Origin of the sequence: Serratia sp. H402Y (assembly GCF_051172415.1) — a bacterium.
Taxonomy (GTDB): Bacteria; Pseudomonadota; Gammaproteobacteria; order Enterobacterales; family Enterobacteriaceae; genus Serratia; species Serratia ureilytica.
This window is the reverse complement of sequence record NZ_JBPIYZ010000001.1, coordinates 2,828,658-2,851,039: the sequence shown is the minus strand read 5'-3', so window position 1 is coordinate 2,851,039 and position 22,382 is coordinate 2,828,658. Positions and strand designations below refer to the sequence as shown.

The following is a 22,382-nucleotide window of genomic DNA, read 5'->3' as shown; positions in this document are numbered from 1 at the left end:
AAATACACTGGTCGTCAATAAGGCGAAAGCCTGAAGGAATGACTCAGTGATAAGGTGCAGAATGAAACAAAACCGGGTTAAAAATCTCGTGCTGAAAGGTTGGCTGGCGGCTGCGCTGTTGGCGAGCGGCGCCACGTCGGCGGCAGAATTGCTGAACAGCTCTTATGACGTTTCCCGTGAATTGTTCGTCGCGCTGAATCCCGGCTTTGAACAGCAATGGAATCAGCAGCATCCGAATGACAAGCTGACCATCAAACAATCGCACGCCGGCTCGTCGAAGCAGGCGTTGGCGATCCTGCAGGGCCTGCGCGCCGACGTGGTGACCTACAACCAGGTCACCGACGTGCAGATCCTGCACGATCGCGGGCAGCTGATCCCGGCGGACTGGCAGTCGCGTCTGCCGAACAACAGCTCGCCGTTCTATTCCACCATGGCGTTTCTGGTGCGCAAGGACAACCCGAAGGGCATCCACACCTGGAACGATCTGGTGCGTGACGACGTGAAGCTGGTGTTCCCGAACCCGAAAACCTCCGGCAACGGCCGTTACACCTATCTGGCCGCCTGGGGCGCCGCCAGCCAGGCCGACGGCAACGATGCGGACAAGACCCGCGCCTTCATGACCCGTTTCCTGAAAAACGTGTTGGTGTTCGATACCGGCGGCCGCGGCGCGACCACCACCTTCGTCGAGCGCGGTTTGGGCGACGTGCTGATCAGCTTCGAGTCCGAAGTGAACAACATCCGCAAGCAATACGGTGAAGACAAGTACGAAGTGATCGTGCCGCCGGTCGATATTCTGGCGGAGTTCCCGGTGGCCTGGGTCGACAAAAACGTCGCGCGCAACGGCACCGAACAGGCGGCCAAAGCCTATCTGAACTATCTCTACAGCCCGGCGGCGCAGCAGGTGATCACCAGTTTCTACTACCGCGTGTATGACCAGAAAGCGATGGCGGCGGCCAAGGGGCAATTCCCGGACACCCAACTGTTCCGCGTGGAAGATCAATTCGGCGGCTGGCCGCAGGTGATGAAAACCCACTTCGCCACCGGCGGCGAGCTGGATCAGCTGTTAGCGGCAGGGCGCAAGTAAATGTTGGCGTTGTCGTCCAGTAAGCGGGTGCTGCCAGGATTTGGCCTCAGCCTCGGCAGCAGCCTGTTTTATACCTGTTTGATTCTGCTGCTGCCGCTCAGTGCGCTGGTGATGCAGCTGGCGCAGATGAGCCTGGCGCAATATTGGGAAGTGATTTCCAACCCGCAGGTGGTGGCGGCGTATAAAGTGACGCTGCTGGCGGCCGCTGTCGCCAGCCTGTTCAATGCGGTGTTCGGCATGCTGATGGCCTGGATCCTGACGCGCTACCGCTTTCCCGGCCGTGCGCTGCTGGATGGCCTGATCGACCTGCCGTTCGCGCTGCCGACGGCGGTAGCCGGCCTGACGCTGGCCGGTCTGTTTTCCACCACGGGCTGGTACGGGCAGTGGCTGGCGCACTTCGACATCAAGGTCACCTTCACCTGGCTTGGGATCGCGGTGGCGATGGCGTTCACCAGCCTGCCGTTTGTGGTGCGTACCGTGCAGCCGGTGCTGGAAGAGTTAGGACCGGAGTACGAAGAGGCGGCCGAGACGCTGGGCGCCACGCGCTGGCAGAGTTTTCGTCGCGTCGTGCTGCCTGAAGTGGCGCCGGCGCTGCTGGCCGGCACCGCCATTTCCTTTACCCGCAGTCTGGGCGAGTTCGGGGCGGTGATTTTCATCGCCGGCAACATCGCCTGGAAGACGGAAGTGACCTCGCTGATGATTTTTGTGCGTTTGCAGGAGTTCGATTACCCGGCGGCCAGCGCCATCGCCTCGGTGATCCTGGCGGCGTCGCTGCTGCTGCTGTTCAGCATTAACGTATTGCAAAGCCGCTTCGGCAGACGTTTGGGAGGAGGGCACTGATGGCTGATATTTCCGCCTTCAACGGCGCCGAGCGCCCGCGCGTCAACTGGGGCAAGTGGACGCTGATCGCCATCGGCGCGCTGTTTTCGGCGCTGCTGCTGGTGGTGCCGATGATATCGATTTTCGCCGAGGCCTTCTCCAAAGGATTCGGCGCGATGTGGAGCAATTTGCTCGATCCGGACATGCTGCACGCCATTTGGCTGACGGTCCTGATCGCGCTGATCACCGTGCCGTTCAACCTGGTGTTCGGCACGTTGCTGGCGTGGCTGGTGACGCGTTTTACCTTCCCCGGCCGCCAGCTGCTGCTGACGCTGATCGATATCCCGTTCGCCGTTTCACCGGTGGTGGCGGGGCTGATTTATCTGCTGTTTTACGGCAGCAACGGCCTGTTGGGCGGCTGGCTGGATGCGCATAACATTCAGGTGATGTTCTCCTGGCCGGGCATGGTGCTGGTGACCATTTTCGTCACCTGTCCCTTCGTGGTGCGTGAGCTGGTGCCGATGATGCTCAGCCAGGGCAGCCAGGAAGATGAGGCCGCCATTCTGCTGGGAGCGTCCGGCTGGCAAATGTTCCGCCGCGTGACGCTGCCCAACATTCGCTGGGCGCTGCTGTACGGCGTGGTGCTGACCAACGCGCGCGCCATCGGCGAGTTCGGCGCGGTGTCGGTGGTGTCCGGTTCGATTCGCGGCGAAACCTACAGCCTGCCGCTGCAGGTCGAGCTGTTGCAGCAGGATTACAACACCGTCGGGGCCTTTACCGCCGCCGCCCTGTTGACCCTGATGGCGATCGTTACCCTATTTTTGAAGAGCGCGCTGCAGTGGCGTCTGGAACGTCAAAACGCGCGTCTCGAGCGGGAGGAAAATCATGAGCATTGAGATTAACGGCATCAACAAGTCCTTCGGTCGCACCAAGGTATTGAACGATATCTCGCTCGATATTGCTTCCGGCGAAATGGTGGCGCTGCTCGGGCCGTCCGGTTCCGGCAAGACCACGCTGCTGCGCATCATCGCCGGGCTGGAAAGCCAGAGCGGCGGCAAGCTGGGCTTCCACGGCACCGACGTCAGCCACATGCACGCGCGCGACAGGCGCGTGGGCTTCGTATTTCAGCACTATGCGCTGTTCCGCCACATGACGGTGTTCGATAACATCGCCTTCGGCCTGACCGTGCTGCCGCGCCGTGAGCGCCCGAACGCCGCGGCGATCAAACAGAAAGTCACTCAGTTGCTGGAAATGGTGCAGCTGGGCCACCTGGCTACTCGCTATCCGTCGCAGCTGTCCGGCGGCCAGAAACAGCGCGTGGCGCTGGCGCGCGCCCTGGCGGTGGAACCGCAGATTCTGCTGCTGGATGAACCGTTCGGCGCGCTGGATGCGCAGGTGCGCAAAGAGCTGCGCCGCTGGCTGCGTCAGCTGCATGAAGAGCTGAAATTCACCAGCGTGTTCGTCACCCACGATCAGGAAGAGGCGATGGAAGTGGCCGACCGCATCGTGGTGATGAGCCAGGGCAATATCGAACAGGTCGGGTCGCCGGTCGACATCATGCGCGAACCGGCGAGCCGCTTTGTGCTGGAATTCATGGGGGAAGTGAACCGCCTGAACGGCGAAATTCGCGGCTCCCAGCTGTTCGTCGGTGCGCATCAGTGGCCGTTGTCGTTCCAGCCGATGCACCAGGGCAGCGTCGACCTGTTCCTGCGCCCGTGGGAAATGGAAGTGGCGACCGAAAGCAGCGAACGTTGCCCGCTGCCGGTTCAGGTGCTGGAAGTCAGTCCGCGCGGCCATTTCTGGCAGCTGACGGTGCAGCCGATCGGCTGGCACCAGGAACCGATCAGCGTGGTGCTGCCGGAAGGCAACGCCACGCCGGTGCGCGGCGGCCGTTATTACGTCGGCAGCCTCAATGCGCGGCTGTATGCCGGCGATCAACTGCTGCAACCTGTTGCGTTAGCCAAAAGCGCCTGATAGGTTTTAGCAGCCCTTTATTCAAGGCAACCCCAGGGTTGCCTTTTTACTTTACGCACACCAACACACAGGCAAAGATCGTGACAACGCTCGAACAATGCATCGGGAATACCCCGCTGGTAAAACTGCAACGGCTGGCCGCCCAGGCGGGCAGCGAGGTATGGGTCAAACTGGAAGGCAACAACCCGGCGGGATCGGTGAAGGATCGCGCTGCGTTGGCGATGATCCAGCAGGCGGAGCTGCGCGGTGAGATCGGGCCCGGCGACGTGCTGATTGAGGCCACCAGCGGCAACACCGGCATTGCGCTGGCGATGATCGCTGCATTGAAAGGCTATTCGCTGAAGCTGCTGATGCCGGAGAACATGAGCCTGGAGCGGCAGGCGGCGATGCGCGCCTACGGCGCCGAGCTGATCCTGGTCAGCCGTGAGCAGGGCATGGAAGGGGCGCGCGATCTGGCGCTGGAGATGCAGCGTCAGGGGCAGGGCAAGGTACTGGATCAGTTCAACAACCTGGACAATCCCTACGCCCATTTCACCACCACCGGCCCGGAGATTTGGCGCCAAACCGAAGGGCGCATCACGCATTTCGTTTCCAGCATGGGCACCACCGGCACCATTACCGGCGTGGGCGGTTACCTGAAAAGCCAGAATCCGCAGGTGCAGATCATCGGCCTGCAGCCGGCGGAGGGCAGCAGCATCCCCGGCATTCGCCGCTGGGCGCCCGCTTACCTGCCGGGTATTTTCCGCCCGGAGCTGGTGGATCAGGTGCTGGATATTGAACAGGGCGATGCCGAGCAGACCATGCGCCAGCTGGCGCAGCGTGAAGGCATCTTCTGCGGCGTCAGCTCCGGCGGCGCGGTGGTCGGCGCCTTGCGCGTCGCCGCGGCTCACCCCGGCAGCGTGGTGGTGGCGATTGTCTGCGACCGCGGCGATCGCTACCTTTCAACCGGCGTGTTCGGCTGAGCGCGCCCTCCCGGCGGTGTGTTCCGTCGGGAACACCTTTCCTCCTTTCCTTTCGACAGACGGCAGCCCCGCTTGCGGCGGCTGCCGCTTGCCCGTGCGCCAATGCCATGACTGAAGTAGAGAAATCGCGCGACAGCGGCCACAATAACGGTGACGAGACGCCAAGAGCGATGTGTAAGGATTGAGTAAAACCGGCTGCGGACCGGCGAAATTGGCGGGAAAATAACGAAAATCGGTGAAGGAGCAAGGCATGAAAATTTTACTGGTCGACGATGACCTGGAGCTTGGCACCATGCTGAGCGAATACCTGACGGGCGAAGGTTTCGACGCCACGCTGGTGCTGACCGGCAAGGCGGGGGTAGAGGGCGCGCTGTCGGGCGACTATACCGCGATGATCCTCGACATCATGCTGCCGGATATGAGCGGCATCGACGTGCTGCGCGACGTGCGCAAAAAGAGCCGGCTGCCGATCATCATGCTGACCGCCAAAGGTGACAACATCGATCGGGTGATTGGTCTGGAGATGGGCGCCGACGATTACATGCCCAAACCCTGCTATCCGCGTGAATTGGTGGCGCGTTTGCGCGCGGTGCTGCGCCGTTTCGAAGAACGGCCGCAAGAAGCGGACGACGAGGCCGCCATCAGCGTTGGCGAGCTGACGTTGAACCCTTCAACCCGCAGCAGCGAATGGCGCGGCAAGGCGTTCGATCTGACCGCTTCGGAATTCAATCTGTTGGAGCTGTTGCTGCGCGCGCCGGACCGCGTGGTGTCGAAGGACGAATTGTCCGAGAAGGGGCTGGGGCGCCCGCGTGAAGCCTATGACCGCAGCGTGGATGTGCATATCAGCAATATCCGCCAGAAGCTGAGCGCGTTGGCCGGCAATACGCTGAGCATCGAAACGGTGCGCAGCATCGGCTATCGCATCCGGTAACCTGACATGCGCGGAAGACTGTTCTGGAAAATTTTGCTCGGCTTTTGGCTGACCTTTCTCATCATGACGCAGGCCCTGTGGGTGGCGTTTTCTCTTTATGGCGATCGCTATGTGCCGCCGGAGAACGCCATGGCGCGGCGGGCGATCGGCCTGCAGCTGACCTCCGCCGCCACCCAATTGCGCAGCGGCGGCATGCCGGCGCTGGAAGCGCTGATACGCGACTGGCCCGAGGACGACAGGCGTCTGCTGTCGGTAACGCCGATGACCCAACCGCCGCCGCCCGCGCCGGAAGAACCACTGTTTGAAGGGCGGCGGATGCCGAAAGCGATTTCCGCCTGGGTGCAGACCGGGGAAGGGCAGGGATACTGGCTGAGTTATAACGTGCGCGGGCTGCGGGAAGAGTATCGGCCGGAGCGGCGTTCCCATTTCTTCAACATTCCTGCGCCGATGTTGTGGGTCGGCGGGCTGGGCGGTTTGCTGTTCAGCGCCGTACTGGCCTGGAACCTGACCCGGCCGATGCGTCAGCTGCGCGGCGGCCTGGATCGGGTGGCGCAGGGCGATCTGTCGGTGCGGCTGTTCCCGAAAATGCGGCGCCGTCATGACGAGCTGTCCGACGTGGCGCGCGATTTTGACACCATGGCCGAGCGGCTGGAACTGCTGGTCAGCGCCCGCGAGCAGCTGTTGCACGATGTCTCGCACGAGCTGCGTTCGCCGCTGGCTCGCCTGCAGTTGGCGATCGGGCTGGCGCGGCAAAACGCCGGCAACGTCGAAACCTCGCTCAAGCGCATCGAACATGAGTCGGGGCGGCTGGATAAAATGATCGGCGAGCTGCTGGCGCTGTCGCGCACCGAACACAGCAGCCTGCCGGACGAGGAGTACTTCGATCTGTACGGCCTGGTGGATGCGGTGGTGAGCGATGCGCGCTACGAGGCGCAGGTGCCCGGCGTGGAGATCGTGCTGCAGGCCGAGTCGGACGTGGAGTATACCGTCAAGGGCAATGCGGAGCTGATGCGGCGCGCGGTGGACAACATCGTGCGCAATGCGCTGCGCTTCTCCAGCCAGGGCCAGCGGGTGACGGTGGCGCTGTCGCGCATCGACAACCAGTTCCAGCTCGCCGTCAGCGATCAGGGGCCGGGCGTGGAGGAGTCGAAACTGTCGAGCATCTTCGATCCGTTCGTGCGCGTGAAGTCGGCGCAGTCGGGCAAGGGCTACGGCCTGGGGCTGGCGATTACCCGCAAGGTGGTATTGGCGCACGGCGGCCAGGTTGAGGCGCGCAACGGCGATAAAGGGGGGCTGGTCATTACCCTGCGTATCCCACGCTGGTCGTCATAACGTAGCGAGATTGGGATACGACGAAGGGGATAAAAAAACGGCGCCGAGGGCGCCGTTTATCTTGCTCATTCGCGATTACTTTTTGATGCGGATGATCGGGGTTTCGCCAACGGTCACGCTGCCGGACAGTTTGATCAGCTCTTTGATCTCGTCCATGTTGGAGATAACGACCGGCGTCAGGGTAGACTTGGCTTTCTCTTCCAGCAGTGGCAGGTTGAACTCGATAACGACGTCACCTTTCTTGACGCGCTGACCTTCTTCGGCGATGCGTTTGAAGCCTTCGCCTTTCAGTTCTACGGTATCGATGCCGAAGTGGACGAACAGCTCAATGCCGCTGTCGGATTCGATAGAGAATGCATGGTTGGTTTCGAAAATCTTACCGATGGTGCCGTCAACCGGAGCAACCATTTTGTTGCCGGCCGGTTTGATGGCGATACCGTCGCCAACGATTTTTTCAGCGAACACTACGTCCGGCACATCTTCGATATTGACGATTTCGCCAGAAAGGGGAGCGACGATCTCGATAGTGCCCGTGTCTTTCTTGTCATCAGAAACCAGAGATTTCAGTTTATCGAACAAACCCATGATCTTCTCCTAAGCATTAAATTGGGCGGCGTTCCAGTGTCGTGGAAGTTTAGCAGAGCGTTTTTTCTTCGATGAATTTATTGACGCAATTCATCAGGTCTTGTGCCGTTGGCTGTGCCAAGGCTTGCGCTGCCAACGCCTTCACATCTTCGAAATTCGTGTTGCGAATAATTTTCTTGATGCGCGGGATTGAAATCGCACTCATGCTGAACTCATCCAGCCCCATGCCCAATAACAACAGTGTAGCACGCTCATCGCCAGCCAGTTCGCCGCACATGCCGGTCCACTTGCCTTCCGCGTGAGATGCATCAATAACCTGTTTGATCAGGCCAAGCACTGATGGGGACATCGGGTTATAGAGATGAGAAATCAGCTCGTTGCCGCGATCTACCGCCAGAGTATACTGGGTTAGATCGTTTGTCCCAATACTAAAGAAGTCGACTTCTTTCGCCAGGTGGTGAGCGATGACCGCCGCAGCCGGTGTTTCCACCATCACGCCCACTTCGATGCTCTCGTCAAACGCCTTGCCTTCTTCGCGCAGCTGCGCCTTCAGCGTCTCGATTTCGCCTTTCAGATCGCGCACTTCTTCCACGGAGATGATCATCGGGAACATGATGCGCAGTTTGCCGAACGCCGAGGCGCGCAGGATGGCGCGCAGCTGGGCGTGCAGGATTTCACGGCGGTCCATCGCGATGCGGATGGCGCGCCAGCCGAGGAACGGGTTCTCTTCCTTCGGCAGGTTCATGTACGGCAGGTCTTTGTCGCCGCCGATGTCCATGGTGCGGACGATCACGGCCTGCGAGCCCATGGCTTCCGCCACGGCTTTATAAGCCTGGAACTGCTCGTCTTCGGTTGGCAGCGAGTCGCGGTCCATGAACAGGAATTCGGTACGATACAGGCCGACGCCTTCCGCGCCGTTGCGCTCTGCACCCGCGACGTCGCGCACGGTGCCGATGTTGGCGCAGACTTCAACCTGATGGCCGTCCAGCGTAATCGCCGGCAGGTCCTTCAGCTTGGCCAGATCGTTTTTCTCAGTGATGTATTGGTTCTGGGCGGCTTTCAGCTGATCGATAACGTCAGCGGTCGGGTTAACGTAAATCTGGTTGTTAACCGCGTCCAGAATCAGATAGTCGTCGTTCTTCACCTGCTTGGTCACGTCGCTGGTGCCGACGATCGCCGGCAGCTCCAGGGAGCGCGCCATGATAGAGGTGTGGGAGGTGCGGCCGCCGAGATCGGTAATGAAGCCCAGCACTTTGTCCAGGTTCAGCTGCGCGGTCTCGGACGGGGTCAGATCGGTGGCCACCAGGATCACTTCGTCCTGAATGGAGCCCAGATCGACGATAGGCATGCCCAGAATGTTCTGCAGCAGGCGTTTGCCGATGTCGCGCACGTCGGCGGCGCGTTCTTTCAGGTATTCGTCGTCCAGCTCTTCCAACGCTTTCGCCTGGCCTTCGATCACGGTGTAGGCGGCGGCGTCTGCGGAGGCCAGATCGTCTTTGATTAGGGCTATGATTTCCTGCTCAAGCTCTTCGTCTTCCAGCAACATGATGTGGCCTTCGAAGATAGCTTCCTTCTCTTCGCCGAAGGTTTCGCCAGCTTTGGTCTTGATCGCTTCCAGCTGTTCGGACGCTTTCGCGCGGCCGGCCAGAAAACGCGAGACTTCCTGCTCTACTTGATCAGCAGAGATTTTCTTCCGGTTGATGACAATGTCGTCTTCTTTCAGCAAGAGAGCCTTACCAAAAGCGATGCCCGGTGATACTAAAATGCCTGAAATCATAACCCTACCTTACTCTTGACTGGTGTTAACTAAAAAGACGGGCCGATTACTCAAGCTCTGCCATCAGTTTTACCAAGTGCTCAACGGCTTTCTGCTCGTCTTCACCTTCAGCGGAGATGGTCACTACGGTCCCTTGAGTCAGCCCCAGAGTTTGCAGTTTGAACAGGCTTTTGGCGCTGGCGCTTTTGCCGTTGGAGGTTACGGTGATGTCAGACGTGAAGCCTTTTGCTTCTTTAACGAACTGAGCGGCAGGGCGAGTATGCAGACCATTCGGAGCGGTAATAGTAACTTCTTGCTGGAACATTGATGTTTCCCCAACTTATTGGATTAATGTTGTGGAGCTAAAGTTTAGCCCAGTGGCCTGACTTTAGCTTGTCTGGTTATAGCGCCTGACTATGGACAGGGGCGAACGTTGATGCAACAGAAAACGACGCGTTAGGCACTTCAGATCAAAAAACTCGGCTTTTGACGTCGTTCCAATCCGCTCCCCATTATGCCCGATTCGCCGCGTCGGCGACAGATGAGTAAATCGATTCAGCCTTGACCGGGCTCGGAGAGTGATTAATTTTGCGCATCGAAATAATGCACCGTTAAATACTAAAGGCGACGGGCAAAAGCAATCTTGGACTGCTATAAAGTTTGATCCAGTCCACAAAAAAGCACCCCGTGGGGTGCTTTTTTAGCGATTTGTGCAGTGCCGGAATTACTGCTGCAATTCCTGCTCGGTGAACAGATCGGCAAACAGCGCAGTGCTGAGATAACGTTCGCCGGAAGAGGGCAGGATAACCACAATGGTCTTGTCGGCGAACGCCGGTTCTTCGGCCAGTTTTACCGCCGCCGCGACCGCTGCGCCGGAGGAGATGCCCGCCAGGATGCCTTCTTCGTCCATCAGACGGCGCGCCATGCTGATGGCTTCGTCGTTGGAGATTTTTTCGACGCGATCCACCAGGTCCAGATCGAGGTTGCCTGGAATGAAGCCGGCGCCGATGCCCTGAATTTTGTGCGGGCCCGGCTTCAGCTCTTCACCGGCCAGCGCCTGGCTGATGACCGGCGAGTCGGTCGGCTCGACCGCCACGGTGGTGATGGCTTTGCCTTTGGTGTTCTTGATGTAGCGGCTGACGCCGGTCAGCGTGCCGCCGGTGCCGACGCCGGAGATGAACACGTCGACTTCCCCGTCAGTGTCTTCCCAGATTTCCGGACCGGTGGTTTTTTCATGGATGGCCGGGTTGGCCGGGTTGCTGAACTGCTGCAGGATCAGGTAGCGGTTCGGATCGGTAGCGACGATCTCTTCCGCTTTGGCGATGGCGCCTTTCATGCCTTTCGCCCCTTCGGTCAGCACCAGATTGGCGCCCAGCGCCTTGAGCAGCTTGCGGCGCTCAATGCTCATGGTTTCCGGCATGGTCAGCGTCAGCTTGTAGCCGCGCGCGGCGGCCACGAAGGCCAGCGCGATGCCGGTGTTGCCGCTGGTCGGCTCCACCAGTTCCTTGCCGGCGGTCAGCACGCCGCGTTGTTCCGCATCCCAAATCATATTGGCACCGATGCGGCATTTGACGCTGAAGCTCGGGTTGCGTGATTCAACCTTGGCCAGAATGCGTCCGTTGCCGATACGGTTCAGACGAACCAGCGGCGTATGGCCGATTGTTAATGAGTTGTCTTCATATATCTTGCTCATAGCCCGTCCTTTAACTCTATGAAAATGTGGGGAACATCGAAAGCATACGCTAACAGTACCGGCAGGGAAGTAAAGAATTGGTATATCTATATGTTATTAGGAAATAAGTTTTAAGCACAATGATAAGGGCGCGAAATGCGCGCCCTGTCGAAAATTCCCGCGCTGTCGGCGGTAAAAAACGGCGATTATCGGACGAATTGCGAGCGGTAGCGATCGACCCACATCGCGGTGGCGCCGCAGACGGCGACCGGCAGGATCACCAGGTTGAGGATGGGGATCATGGTGAAGAGGCTGACCAGCGCGCCGAACTGCAGATTGTCGGTTTTGTGCTGGCGCAGTGCGCGGCGCATATCGGCAAAGCTCACCTTGTGGTTGTCGAACGGATAGTCGCAATACTGGATCGCCAGCATCCAGGCGCTGAACAGGAACCACAGCACCGGCGCCACCGTCTGGCCGATGCCGGGCACGAAGTACAGCGCCAGCAGCAGCAGCGCGCGCGGCAGGTAATACATCAGCTTGCGCCATTCGCGCGCCATGATGCGCGGCAGGTCTTTGGCGATGCCGAGCAGGCCGGTGTCCGGCAGCGGTTTGCCGGTCAGGCTGCCTTCGAGCTGTTCGGCCAGGAGGCCGCAGAACGGGGCGGCGATCAGGTTGGTGAGGGTGCTGAACAGATAGCTGAACACCAGCAGCACCGAAATGACCGCCAGCGGCCACAGCAGGTAGCTCAACCATTGCAGCCAATCGGGAACGTGGCTCATCATCGCCGGGATCCAGTCGCCGAGGCGGCTGAACAGCCACCAGAAAGCGGAGCCCATCAGCAGCACGTTGACCAGCAACGGCAGGACCACATAGCGTTTAATCCCCGGGCGCGAAATCAGGCGCCAGCCTTCGGCGAAATAATGAATGCCGCTGGTGGAACGGGAAGGGGGCTGCGTATAGGACATATCTTAAGTTATCTCGTTGTCTGAACAGGCATCATTATCATATAGGGATGATTTTCCACTGGCTAGGGTAGGGTTGGCTGAAAAACCAGCAGAAAAAGGCAGTATAATCATCTTTATTGGCATAAAGTTCAGCACGGACTTGCACTTGTGTGCGCGGGCAAATAGAGTTAAAGAGTGAATGTTTGCCGCGGTGGCAATGTATTGGAACAACAGAGATAGCAATGATGCAGGATTTGCGTCTGATATTAATCGTTGTTGGCGCGATCGCCATAATAGCGCTGTTATTGCACGGTCTGTGGACCAGTCGCAAAGAACGGTCAGCGCTCTTCCGCGATCGCCCAGCCAAACGTTCCCAAAAGGAACGTGAACAAACTCCGATCGACGATCTCGAAGAAGGCGTCGGTGAGGTGCGCGTACGCGCCGCTCACCCGCAAGACGAGCCGTCATTCGGCCATTTCGATGCCGCACGCGAAGAACCCGTGGCCGCGCCGAAGCCCGCTCCGGCGGCTGCGCCTGCGCCCCGCGCCGTTCAGCCGGCTGCTCATCAGACGCCGCCTCCGCTGTCTCAGCGGCCGGAGTACGATGACATCCTGCTGAACAACTACGCGCCGGACGAAGAACCGGCCGAGCCGCAGCAACCGCAACCGGCCGCGCGCCGCGAGCCGCGCGTTGACGATCTGCCGCATGAACATGAGGCGCCGCTGGGGGCGGAACCGGCATTCCACGCCGAATCCGCCCCGGTGCAGCAAGCGCCGGAAGTGAAGCCTGCGTCGGAACCTGCACCGCAGCCGCAACAGCCGGCCGCTGCGCCAGTACAGGCTAAACTGAAAGAGACCGTGCTGGTGCTGCACGTCGCGGCCCATCAGGGCGGCGTGATCGGCGGCGAAGTGCTGCTGCAGAGCGTGTTGCAGGCGGGCTTCCAGTTTGGCGAGATGGGCATCTTCCACCGCCATATCAGCCCGGCCGGCAGCGGCCCGGTGCTGTTCAGCCTGGCGAACATGGTCAAGCCGGGGTCGTTCGATCCTGACATGATGTCCGATTTCTCCACGCCGGGCGTGTCGATGTTCATGATGGTGCCGTCTTACGGCGACGCCAATCAGAACTTCAAGCTGATGCTGCAGTCGGCGCAGCGCATCGCCGACGACGTGGGCGGTGTGGTGCTGGACGACGAGCGCCGCATGATGACGCCGCAGAAGCTGGAAACCTACAAAGCGCGTATCCGTGAAGTGTTGGAAAACAACGCCTGACCGGGTTGCCGCGCGCACTGAACATCCGTAACAACAAAGCCCCCGCTAGCCGGGGGTTTTTTATCTTTGATGGTGAGCCATGGAATCGATAATCCAACAAATCAATCAACTACGAGCCACATTGCGCCATCATGAATACCAGTATCATGTGCTGGATGCGCCCGAAGTGCCGGATGCGGAATATGACCGCCTGATGCGCGAGCTGCGCGAGCTCGAGAGCGCGCATCCGGAGCTGATCACCGCCGATTCGCCGACCCAGCGCGTGGGCGCGGCGCCGCTGGCGGCGTTTGACCAGGTGCGTCACGAAGTGCCGATGCTGTCGCTGGACAACGTGTTCGACGAAGAGAGCTTCCTGGCGTTTTACAAGCGCGTGCAGGACAGGCTCAAGAGCAGCGATCCGCTGACCTTCTGCTGCGAGCTGAAGCTGGACGGCCTGGCGGTCAGCCTGCTGTACGAAGACGGTGAGCTGGTGCGTGCGGCGACGCGCGGCGACGGCACCACCGGCGAGAACATCACCTCCAACGTGCGCACCATTCGCGCCATCCCGCTGCGCCTGACCGGCGACAACATCCCGCGCCGGCTGGAAGTGCGCGGCGAAGTGTTCATGCCGCAGGCAGGGTTTGAACAGATGAACGAAGAGGCGCGGCGCAAAGACGGCAAGGTGTTCGCCAATCCGCGCAACGCCGCCGCCGGTTCGCTGCGCCAGCTCGATCCGCGCATTACCGCCAAACGTCCGCTGACCTTCTTTTGCTATGGCGTCGGGCTGCTGGAAGGCGGCGAGCTGCCGCGCAGCCACTTTGAACGCCTGATGCAGTTCAAGGCCTGGGGCCTGCCGGTCAGCGATCGCGCCCAGCGCCGCACCGGCAGCGAGGAAGTGCTGGCGTTCTATCGCCAGGTCGAGCGGGACCGCGCACAGCTCGGTTTCGATATTGACGGCGTGGTGATCAAGATTGACGACATCGATCTGCAGGAAACGCTGGGCTTCGTGGCGCGTGCGCCGCGCTGGGCGACGGCGTTCAAATTCCCGGCGCAGGAGCAGATCACCGTGGTGCGCGAAGTGGAGTTTCAGGTTGGCCGCACCGGCGCGATTACGCCGGTAGCGCGCCTTGAGCCGGTGCTGGTGGCCGGGGTGACCGTCAGCAACGCCACCTTGCACAACGCCGATGAAATTGAGCGGTTGGGGCTGCGCATCGGCGATACGGTGATCGTGCGCCGCGCCGGCGACGTGATCCCGCAGGTGGTGGGCGTGCTGGAAGACCGTCGGCCGCAGGATGCGCGCGAAGTGGTGTTCCCGCTGCACTGCCCGGTGTGCGGTTCCGACGTTGAGCGCGTGGAAGGCGAGGCCGTGGCGCGTTGCACCGGCGGTCTTATCTGCGGCGCGCAGCGCAAAGAGGCGTTGAAGCATTTCGTTTCCCGCCGCGCGCTGGACGTTGAAGGCATGGGCGACAAGATCATCGAGCAGCTGGTGGACAAGGAGTACGTGAAGAACCCGGCCGATCTGTTCCGGCTGTCCGCCGGCATTCTGACCGGCCTGGATCGCATGGGGCCGAAATCGGCGCAGAATCTGGTCAACGCGCTGGAGAAATCCAAGCAGACCACCTTCGCTCGCTTCCTGTATGCGCTCGGCATTCGCGAGGTCGGCGAAGCGACCGCCGCCAACCTGGCGGCGCATTTCGGATCGCTCGAGAAGCTGTTCGCCGCCGACATCGAGGCGCTGAAAGAGGTGCCGGACGTCGGCGAAGTGGTGGCCAAACATACGCGCAACTTCCTCGATGAAGCGCTCAATCAGCAGGTGATCAACGAGTTGGTGGGCGCCGAGATCGGCATCCACTGGCCGGCGCCGGTGGTGGTGGCGGCGGAAGAGATAGACAGCCCGTTCGCCGGCAAAACCGTGGTGCTGACCGGCTCGCTGAGCCAGCTGTCGCGCGACGAAGCCAAAGATCGCCTGACGGCGCTGGGCGCCAAGGTCAGCGGCAGCGTGTCGAAGAAAACCGATCTGGTGATCGCCGGCGAGGCGGCCGGCTCCAAGCTGGCGAAGGCGCAGGAGCTGGGTATCGCCGTGATCGACGAAGCGGAAATGATCCGCCTGCTGGGTGACTGATGGAAAAGGAAAACCTGCTGGAGATCGCCAACACCGTGATACCGTTCGGCAAGTACCAGGGGCGGGTGCTGATCGACCTGCCCGAAGAGTACCTGCTGTGGTTCGCCCGTAAGGGCGAATTCCCCAAAGGCAAGCTCGGCATGCTGATGGAGATGACGCTGGCGATTAAAATCGAAGGGCTTGACCACCTGGTCAAGCCGCTGAAGAAAAGCTGAACTGACGGGCCTTGGCCCGTCTTTTTTTTACCCGCGCGACGCCTGCGCGTTGGGCACCGCCTGTTGCGCCCGCTGCTTGCGCTGATACCTTTTCGCCAATACCGCACAGGTCATCAGCTGCACCTGATGGAACACCATCAGCGGCAGCACCATGATCCCCACCGTCGCCGCCGGGAACAGGATATTGGCCATCGGAATGCCGTTCGCCAGGCTCTTCTTCGAACCGCAGAATACGATGGTGATCTCGTCCGCTTTGCTGAACCCCAGCCAGCGCGCCATGTAAGTGTTCACCACCAGCACGATCGCCAGCAGCACGATGCTGCCGCCGACGATAAACGCCAGTGAGCCCATCCCTACCTGATGCCAGATGCCGTGCGTCACCGCCTCGCTGAAGGCGGCGTACACCACCAGCAGAATTGAAGTCTGATCGGTTTTACCGATAAGCGGCCGATGGTGTTCGATCCAGCCGCCGATCAGCGGCCGCAGCAGGTGACCGGCGACGAACGGCACCAGCAGCTGCAGCACGATCGAACCGACCTGCCGCAGGCCGCCGGTATCGCCGTGCACATTCATCAACAAGCCGACCAACAGCGGCGACACGAAGATCCCGAGCAGGCTGGAGGCGGAAGCGCTGCATACCGCCGCCGCGACGTTGCCGCCCGCCAGCGAGGTGAAGGCGATGGCCGATTGCACGGTGGCCGGCAGGATGCACAGGTAGATGAAACCGGCGTACAGCTCGGGGCTGACGTCGATCGGCGCCCACCAGGCAAACAGCACGCCCAGCGCCGGAAAAATGATGAAGGTGCTGCACATCACCCACAGATGCAGCCGCCAGTTGTTGCTGCCGGCCAGGATGGCCTCGCGCGACAGCTTGGCGCCGTGCATGAAGAACAGCAGGGCGATGGCGGCGATGGTCAGGGCGTTGAGCCAGCCGACGAACTCGCCGCGCGCCGGCAGGAACGACGCCAGCAGCACGGTAGCGATCAGCGTCAGGGTAAAACGATCGGGCAGAAATCTCATGGCGGTGCGCTCAGGGTCGAAAATCGATAGGGCTATTCTCCCGCGCGGACATATAATAATTAAATTGATTTATTTAATTCATATATGAATAAAACACATGAATTACTCACTCAAACAGCTGCGGGTGTTCGTCGCCATCGCCCGCCACGGCAGCTTCAGCCGCGCCGGTGAGGCGATCGGCCTGACGCAATCGGCGGTCAGCCACAGCGTGAAAGAGCTGGAAGCGGAGGTCGGCGTGCGGCTGCTGGATCGCACCACGCGTGAAGTGGTGTTGACCGACGCCGGTCTGCGGTTGGCCAACCGGGTCGAGCGGCTGCTGGACGAACTGCAGGCCGCTTTGCTGGATGCGCGCAGCTTTGGCGTACAGCGCAGCGGCACGGTGCGGGTGGCGACGAGCCAAACCATTTCCGCCCATCTGATGCCGCAGTGCATCGCCGCCGGCGAGCGTGAATACCCGGAGATCCGCATCATGCTGCGCGATCAGGCGCAGCAGCAGGTGCTGCACAGCGTGCGCAACGCCGAGGTGGATTTCGGCATCGTGGTCGATCCGGTACAGGCGGTGGATCTGGAGTGCGAAGCGGTGCTGCATGAACCTTTCCTGTTGCTGTGCCGCGACGATCATCCGTTCGCTGCGCAGCAGGCGGTGCGTTGGTCGGCGTTGAACGGTTGCCGCCTGGTGTTGCAGGATTATGCGTCGGGCAGCCGGCCGCTGATCGACAGTGCGCTGAGACAGCAGGGCGTGGAGGCGCAGGTGGTGCAGGAAATCGGCCATCCGGCCACGCTGTTCCCGATGGTGGCGGAGGGGATTGGCATCAGCATTTTCCCGGCGTTGGCGCTGCCGTTGCCGGAAGGGGGGCGGCTCCGGGTGCGGCGGCTGGTGCCGGAAATTAACCGCGCGCTGATGCTGGTGCGGCGCAAGAACCGCTCACTGACGCCGGCGGCGGAGGCCATCTGGCAGGTGGCGCGTCAGCAGGCGGCGCTGCTGCAACAGCGCCGGCGGGAAAACGCGGCATATTGACTCAGATATAGACGTCCACCGCGTTGAGCGGCGTTGGGCGGTTTACGCCGTCGCCGGATTTCGCCGCGGCTTTTTCCATTTGCTCCTGCTGCTGCTTTTCCATTTCTTCTTTCTGGATGCGCGCGATCTCGGCCTGCAACATCTTGATCTGCGCTTCGATCAGCTGTTTCTGCTTTTCGATCTCTTTGGGATCGGCGTCGGAATCCTTCAGTTCCACCAGCTTTTGCTGCAGCGCCTGAATCTGCCGGTTCAGCGCCTTGATGCGCGCCGAAGCGCGGCTTTCATTGAGGTTAACCGGTTCGTCATTGCCGTTGGCGCGTTCGTTTTTCTCCATCTTGCCGCCTTGCGGCTGGTTGTTGACCGGTTTGGCCATCAGCAATTCGCCCTGATGGCCCGGCGCGCTGAAGACGTTGCTGACGCCGGGGACGGTATTCTTGATCGGTACGATCATGGTGATGGTGGTCGACATGGTTGCTCTCCCTGAGTCTGGATCTCGCTGTTCAGGGTATCGGCAGCGGCGGCTAAATCTTTACCTGCTGCAGACGCGGCCAGCGCAGCAGCCAGCCTTTGTCGACCACGCGCTGGGCATAGGCCGTGCGATCGCCATTTTTCACGTTGAAGGTAATGGTGTCGTTGAACAGCGCCGCGAGCCCGAAAGGGGCGACCAGCGTGATGCTGTCGTCGGCGTTCAGGCGTGCGCCGATCGCCGTTTCCACTTCGGTCCAGAAGCTGATGGCCTCTTCGCTGTTGCGGTAGGGCGCGCGGCCGCTGCGCAGGTGCATGCGCGCCTGGTTCTTGACCGACCACGGCTGCGGCAGCCACTGCTGCAGCCGCGCCTCCAGCATGCGATCGCGTTCGGCGTCCGCCCGCTCCGCATCGAAGTGGATCACGTCGATATCGTTGAGCGGCGTGGGCTCCGCATAGCCGTGGCGCCGATCCCACACCAGGTTGCGCACAAAGCCGGCGCCGAGGCACCAGTCATTCAGGCCGAGCCGGCGCACGGTGCGCAGGGCGGCCATGCGCGCGCTATCTTGTTGCAGCCAGTCGATAATTTGCCGTTGCGGATCCATCACCCCTCCTGTTTTCGCGGCTACTGTAACCCGAAGCGGCGGCGGGTGAAATGGGGGGATGCGCGATGGCGGCGATAGCAGGCAAATTAATTTTCTTGCTTCACTGACTACACTTGGTGCAGGGCTTTTATCTCGTCACTCAGGGCAAGGGAGGGGGCTATGTATCAGGCAACGTTGGGCCAACGCGGCTATCGCTTCGGCGGCCTGCGCCAGCTGATGGCGAAAGCTTCGCCGGCGCGTTCCGGCGATTATCTGGCGGAGGTGGCGGCGGAAAGCGCCGAAGAGCGCATGGCGGCGCGCATCGCGCTGGCGGATGTGCCGCTCAAGACTTTCCTGCAGCAGCCGCTGGTGCCGTACGAGCAGGACGAGGTGACGCGCCTGATCATCGATAGCCACGACGCCGCCGCCTTTGAGCCCATCTCGCACCTCACGATCGGCGATTTTCGCGACTGGTTGCTGAGCGAGCAGGCGGACAGCGCCATGCTGGCGCAGGTGGCCGCCGGCATTACGCCGGAGATGGCGGCGGCGGTAAGCAAGATCATGCGCAATCAGGATCTGATCCTGGTGGCGAAGAAATGCCGGGTGGTGACGCGCTTTCGCAATACGATTGGCCTGCCGGGCCACCTCAGCGTGCGGCTGCAGCCCAATCACCCGACCGACAGCCTGCAAGGCATCGCCGCCAGCATGCTGGACGGTTTGCTGTACGGCAGCGGCGACGCGGTGGTCGGCATCAATCCGGCCAGCGACAGCCTGCCGCTGCTGGAAAAACTCAACTACATGCTGGACGACGTGATCCAGCGCTTCGCCATACCCACCCAATCCTGCGTGCTGACCCACGTGACCAACACGCTGCGGCTGATGGAGCGCGGCGCGCCGGTGGATCTGGTGTTTCAGTCGATCGCCGGTACCGAAGCGGCCAATCGCGGTTTCGGCATCAGTCTGGCGCTGCTGGCGGAAGCGCAGCAGGCGGCGCTGAGCCTCAAGCGCGGCACGTTGGGCGATAACGTGATGTACTTCGAAACCGGGCAGGGCAGTTGCCTGTCGGCTAACGCGCATCACGGCGTCGATCAGCAGACCTGCGAGGCGCGCGCCTATGCGGTGGCGCGGCATTTCTCACCGCTGCTGATCAACACCGTGGTGGGGTTTATCGGCCCTGAATACCTGTATGACGGCAAACAAATTATCCGCGCCGGGCTGGAGGATCACTTCTGCGGCAAGCTGCTCGGCCTGCCGCTGGGCTGCGATGTCTGTTACACCAACCATGCCGAGGCCGATCAGGATGATATGGACACGCTGCTGACGCTGTTGGCCGCCGCCGGGCTGACGTTCCTGATCGGCGTGCCGGGCGCGGACGACATCATGCTCAATTACCAAAGCACCTCGTTCCACGACGCGCTCTATATCCGTGAACTGCTGGGGCTGAAGCACGCGCCGGAGTTCGCCGCCTGGCTGGCGGCGATGAACATCACCGATGAACGCGGACGGCTGCGCGACGCCGCCGCCAATCACCCGCTGTTGCTGGCGCTACAGGGAGAACGGACATGAGCAAACCGGTTCACGTCAACAGTTGGGACGCGCTGCGCGCCTTTACCGATGCGCGCATCGCGCTGGGGCGCACCGGCGCCAGTCTGCCGACCGACGAGCTGCTGCGCTTCGGCCTGGCCCATGCCCAGGCGCGCGACGCGGTGCATCAGCCATTCGAGAGCGAACGGCTGGCGGCGGATCTGCACGATGCCGGTTGGCCCACGCTGGCGGTGCACAGCCAGGCCGTTGACCGCGCCGCCTATCTGCGCCGTCCGGATCTGGGGCGGCGATTGGCGCTGGACAGCCGCCGCCTGCTGCTCGGCGTGCCGCCGCGCCGGACCGATCTGCTGCTGGTGGTGGCGGATGGCCTCTCCTCCAAGGCGGTGCACCGCCAGGCATTGCCGCTGCTGCAGGCGCTGCGGCCCTATCTCGATACATTGGGGCTGGCGATCGCGCCGGTGGTGTTGGCGCATCAGGCGCGAGTGGCGCTGGGGGATGAGATCGGCGAGTGCCTGCAGGCCCGGGCGGTGGCGGTGCTGATCGGCGAACGGCCGGGGCTGTCGTCGCCGGACAGCCTGGGGATTTATCTGACCTGGGAGCCGAACGCGCGCAGAAGGGACTCAGAGCGCAACTGCATCTCCAATGTGCGGCCGGAGGGGCTGGATTATCCGCAGGCGGCGTTCAAATTGGCCTGGTTGCTGGAACAGGCGTGCCGGCGAGGGCTGACCGGCGTCGAACTGAAAGACGAGAGCGACAACCCGGCGCTGCGCGGCCGCGTCACCCCGCTTTACGCCCAGTTGGGCGGTTGACCGATGGTTTGCTGCAGCAGGGCGGTGAAGGCCGCCAGGCGGGCGGACACTTTCGCCACCGGCCGCAGCAGATAGATGCCTTGCTGTTCATGGCGCGGATCTTCCAGCATCTGCACCAGCCGCCCATGCTGCACGTCCGGCCCCACCACCCAGTTGGGCAGAAAGGCGATGCCGAGGCCGAGCAACGCCGCCTGACGCTGCGCGGTGAAGTCATCGCAACGCAGCGCCATGGTGCAGCGGTTCATCAACGCCGCGTCGAGGATCTGCGCCCAGCAGGCCGGCTGTTGTTTGTGGTAGCGGGCGATCAGCCGGTGCTGCGGCAGCGCTTCCAGATCGCTCGGCAGGCCATAGCGGGCGACGTAGTCGGGGCTGGCGCACATCACCCAGCGTTGGGTGGCGATGCGGCTGGCGTACAGCGCGCTGTCCTTCTGTTCGCCGATGCGGATGGCGGCGTCCAGCCGTTCCTGGGTCGGATCGGTCTGGCGTTCGGTCAGATCGAGATCGACCCACAGCTGAGGGTAACGTTCCGCCAGCGTCGGCAGCAGCGGCAGCACATAGGTTTTGCCGAAGGTCGGCAGGCAGCTGATGCGTAGCGTGCCCTGCGGCGTTTCGTTCAGCGCGTTCAGCTCGGCGCGAATGCCGGTAATGTCCGTCATCAGCGCGGCGGCGCGTGCCAGCAGCAGCTCGCCGGCGTCGGTCAGCAACAGGCCGCGGGTGGAGCGCACGAACAGCGTCGCGCCGAGCGCGCTTTCCAGCGCATCGATATGGCGCACCAGCGAAGAAGGCACCATACCCAGCTGGCGTGCGGCGGCGGAAAAGCTGCCCAGGCGAGCCACGTCGAGAAAGATTGGCAGATGTTCTACATAGCGGGCGTCATTCATTTTTGCATTATATGCAAAAGCGTTTCTTATGAATACCCGCTTCTCTGTTGGCGATGCTGCGGCTACTCTGATTGCGGGTTGACGACGGGCTTCAGCGTCGCCGCATCCCGGCCGTATAGAGAGAAAACGCATAAGCCTCGCGGCGTTTAGCACCAAATAACAGATGTTTTTCCCAGGCTGCCTCAGCCGCCTGTGGCGTTGATTGTCGCTCCAACACCAGATTAACCGTTCAATTTGATATCCGACTCAACCTCAATGATTAGTGAGTCTTTACTTTCACTTATCTTCCTGTTGTTTCTGGATATCGGCCGGCCAGCCGTGCCGGTTTTTTTTGTCGCCTCAGGCTGAATCGTTCCAACTGATGAACGCGCCTGAGGGGCATCTTGGCCCGCCGTCGGCGGGTCTTTTGAACGCGTG

Annotated in this window: 22 protein-coding genes; 13 read left to right on the top strand and 9 right to left on the bottom strand. The window is 61.5% G+C overall.

The annotated features are described in order from the left end of the window. The first annotated feature begins 61 nt into the window (after window positions 1-61). From ACSBQS_RS13805 to ACSBQS_RS13775, 7 genes are all read left to right on the top strand, one after another. A complete protein-coding gene (locus tag ACSBQS_RS13805; RefSeq protein WP_197665920.1) occupies window positions 62-1,084 on the top strand; it encodes a sulfate ABC transporter substrate-binding protein in 1,023 nt (340 codons plus the stop codon). Next, a complete protein-coding gene (gene cysT, locus ACSBQS_RS13800; protein ID WP_164107351.1) occupies window positions 1,085-1,924 on the top strand; it encodes a sulfate/thiosulfate ABC transporter permease CysT in 840 nt (279 codons plus the stop codon). Beyond that, window positions 1,924-2,799 (top strand): sulfate/thiosulfate ABC transporter permease CysW, encoded by an 876-nt coding sequence (gene cysW / locus ACSBQS_RS13795; RefSeq protein WP_342164064.1) that lies wholly within the window; start codon window positions 1,924-1,926, stop codon window positions 2,797-2,799. Before cysT ends, cysW begins: the two co-directional genes overlap by 1 nt. Further along, window positions 2,789-3,877: a sulfate/thiosulfate ABC transporter ATP-binding protein CysA gene (gene cysA / locus ACSBQS_RS13790; RefSeq protein ID WP_033643965.1), complete on the top strand. Its 1,089-nt coding sequence runs from the start codon at window positions 2,789-2,791 to the stop codon at window positions 3,875-3,877. The genes cysW and cysA overlap by 11 nt, the downstream gene beginning before the upstream one ends. 80 nt (window positions 3,878-3,957) lie before the next feature. Beyond that, entirely contained in the window at window positions 3,958-4,839 is an 882-nt protein-coding gene (cysM, locus tag ACSBQS_RS13785; RefSeq protein ID WP_197665921.1) for a cysteine synthase CysM, read from the top strand. A 250-nt stretch (window positions 4,840-5,089) separates the two neighbouring features. Continuing rightward, window positions 5,090-5,770: a response regulator transcription factor gene (locus ACSBQS_RS13780; protein ID WP_033652557.1), complete on the top strand. Its 681-nt coding sequence runs from the start codon at window positions 5,090-5,092 to the stop codon at window positions 5,768-5,770. 6 nt (window positions 5,771-5,776) lie between these two features. Further along, the gene (locus tag ACSBQS_RS13775; RefSeq protein WP_047025263.1) at window positions 5,777-7,102 is read left to right on the top strand and encodes an ATP-binding protein; all 1,326 of its coding nucleotides are present in this window, start codon (window positions 5,777-5,779) and stop codon (window positions 7,100-7,102) included. 75 nt (window positions 7,103-7,177) lie between these two features. Here the strand turns inward: ACSBQS_RS13775 and crr are convergent, their stop codons facing one another. From crr to cysZ, 5 genes are all read right to left on the bottom strand, one after another. Then, window positions 7,178-7,687: a PTS glucose transporter subunit IIA gene (crr, locus tag ACSBQS_RS13770; protein ID WP_004936467.1), complete on the bottom strand. Its 510-nt coding sequence runs from the start codon at window positions 7,685-7,687 to the stop codon at window positions 7,178-7,180. Window positions 7,688-7,736: 49 nt separating this feature from the next. Further along, window positions 7,737-9,464, bottom strand: coding sequence for a phosphoenolpyruvate-protein phosphotransferase PtsI (ptsI, locus tag ACSBQS_RS13765; protein ID WP_004936461.1), 1,728 nt, complete (start codon window positions 9,462-9,464; stop codon window positions 7,737-7,739). Window positions 9,465-9,510: 46 nt separating this feature from the next. Then, the gene (gene ptsH / locus ACSBQS_RS13760) at window positions 9,511-9,768 is read right to left on the bottom strand and encodes a phosphocarrier protein Hpr (RefSeq protein ID WP_004936458.1); all 258 of its coding nucleotides are present in this window, start codon (window positions 9,766-9,768) and stop codon (window positions 9,511-9,513) included. A 399-nt stretch (window positions 9,769-10,167) separates the two neighbouring features. Beyond that, complete coding sequence (gene cysK / locus ACSBQS_RS13755; protein WP_016926786.1) at window positions 10,168-11,136, bottom strand: cysteine synthase A; 969 nt, start codon at window positions 11,134-11,136, stop codon at window positions 10,168-10,170. Between the two features lie 185 nt (window positions 11,137-11,321). Next, on the bottom strand, window positions 11,322-12,080 hold the full coding sequence (gene cysZ, locus ACSBQS_RS13750) for a sulfate transporter CysZ (RefSeq protein ID WP_033643961.1): 759 nt from the start codon (window positions 12,078-12,080) through the stop codon (window positions 11,322-11,324). Window positions 12,081-12,301: 221 nt separating this feature from the next. On the opposite strand from cysZ, the gene zipA reads away from it, so the two are divergent. From zipA to ACSBQS_RS13735, 3 genes are all read left to right on the top strand, one after another. Next, the gene (zipA, locus tag ACSBQS_RS13745; RefSeq protein WP_434990808.1) at window positions 12,302-13,327 is read left to right on the top strand and encodes a cell division protein ZipA; all 1,026 of its coding nucleotides are present in this window, start codon (window positions 12,302-12,304) and stop codon (window positions 13,325-13,327) included. Between the two features lie 79 nt (window positions 13,328-13,406). Further along, window positions 13,407-15,428 (top strand): NAD-dependent DNA ligase LigA, encoded by a 2,022-nt coding sequence (gene ligA, locus ACSBQS_RS13740; RefSeq protein WP_197665923.1) that lies wholly within the window; start codon window positions 13,407-13,409, stop codon window positions 15,426-15,428. Beyond that, the gene (locus ACSBQS_RS13735; protein WP_172755763.1) at window positions 15,428-15,643 is read left to right on the top strand and encodes a DUF3820 family protein; all 216 of its coding nucleotides are present in this window, start codon (window positions 15,428-15,430) and stop codon (window positions 15,641-15,643) included. Before ligA ends, ACSBQS_RS13735 begins: the two co-directional genes overlap by 1 nt. Window positions 15,644-15,670: 27 nt before the next feature. Here the strand turns inward: ACSBQS_RS13735 and ACSBQS_RS13730 are convergent, their stop codons facing one another. After that, on the bottom strand, window positions 15,671-16,663 hold the full coding sequence (locus ACSBQS_RS13730; RefSeq protein WP_033643958.1) for a bile acid:sodium symporter family protein: 993 nt from the start codon (window positions 16,661-16,663) through the stop codon (window positions 15,671-15,673). Window positions 16,664-16,760: 97 nt separating this feature from the next. Between ACSBQS_RS13730 and ACSBQS_RS13725 the strand changes: the two genes are divergently transcribed. Then, complete coding sequence (locus ACSBQS_RS13725) at window positions 16,761-17,681, top strand: LysR family transcriptional regulator (RefSeq protein WP_033643957.1); 921 nt, start codon at window positions 16,761-16,763, stop codon at window positions 17,679-17,681. 1 nt (window position 17,682) lies between these two features. Here ACSBQS_RS13725 and ACSBQS_RS13720 read toward each other — a convergent pair whose 3' ends face one another. After that, window positions 17,683-18,150: a FlxA-like family protein gene (locus ACSBQS_RS13720; protein WP_021505617.1), complete on the bottom strand. Its 468-nt coding sequence runs from the start codon at window positions 18,148-18,150 to the stop codon at window positions 17,683-17,685. Between the two features lie 52 nt (window positions 18,151-18,202). Beyond that, entirely contained in the window at window positions 18,203-18,751 is a 549-nt protein-coding gene (locus ACSBQS_RS13715; RefSeq protein WP_033652553.1) for a nucleotidyltransferase family protein, read from the bottom strand. 159 nt (window positions 18,752-18,910) lie between these two features. Between ACSBQS_RS13715 and ACSBQS_RS13710 the strand changes: the two genes are divergently transcribed. Together ACSBQS_RS13710 and eutC are read left to right on the top strand one after the other, a co-directional pair. Then, window positions 18,911-20,296 (top strand): ethanolamine ammonia-lyase subunit EutB, encoded by a 1,386-nt coding sequence (locus tag ACSBQS_RS13710; protein ID WP_042785150.1) that lies wholly within the window; start codon window positions 18,911-18,913, stop codon window positions 20,294-20,296. After that, entirely contained in the window at window positions 20,293-21,084 is a 792-nt protein-coding gene (gene eutC, locus ACSBQS_RS13705; protein WP_047025269.1) for an ethanolamine ammonia-lyase subunit EutC, read from the top strand. Before ACSBQS_RS13710 ends, eutC begins: the two co-directional genes overlap by 4 nt. Here eutC and ACSBQS_RS13700 read toward each other — a convergent pair. Beyond that, on the bottom strand, window positions 21,063-21,965 hold the full coding sequence (locus tag ACSBQS_RS13700; protein WP_197665925.1) for a LysR family transcriptional regulator: 903 nt from the start codon (window positions 21,963-21,965) through the stop codon (window positions 21,063-21,065). The genes eutC and ACSBQS_RS13700 overlap by 22 nt on opposite strands. Window positions 21,966-22,382 lie beyond the last annotated feature (417 nt).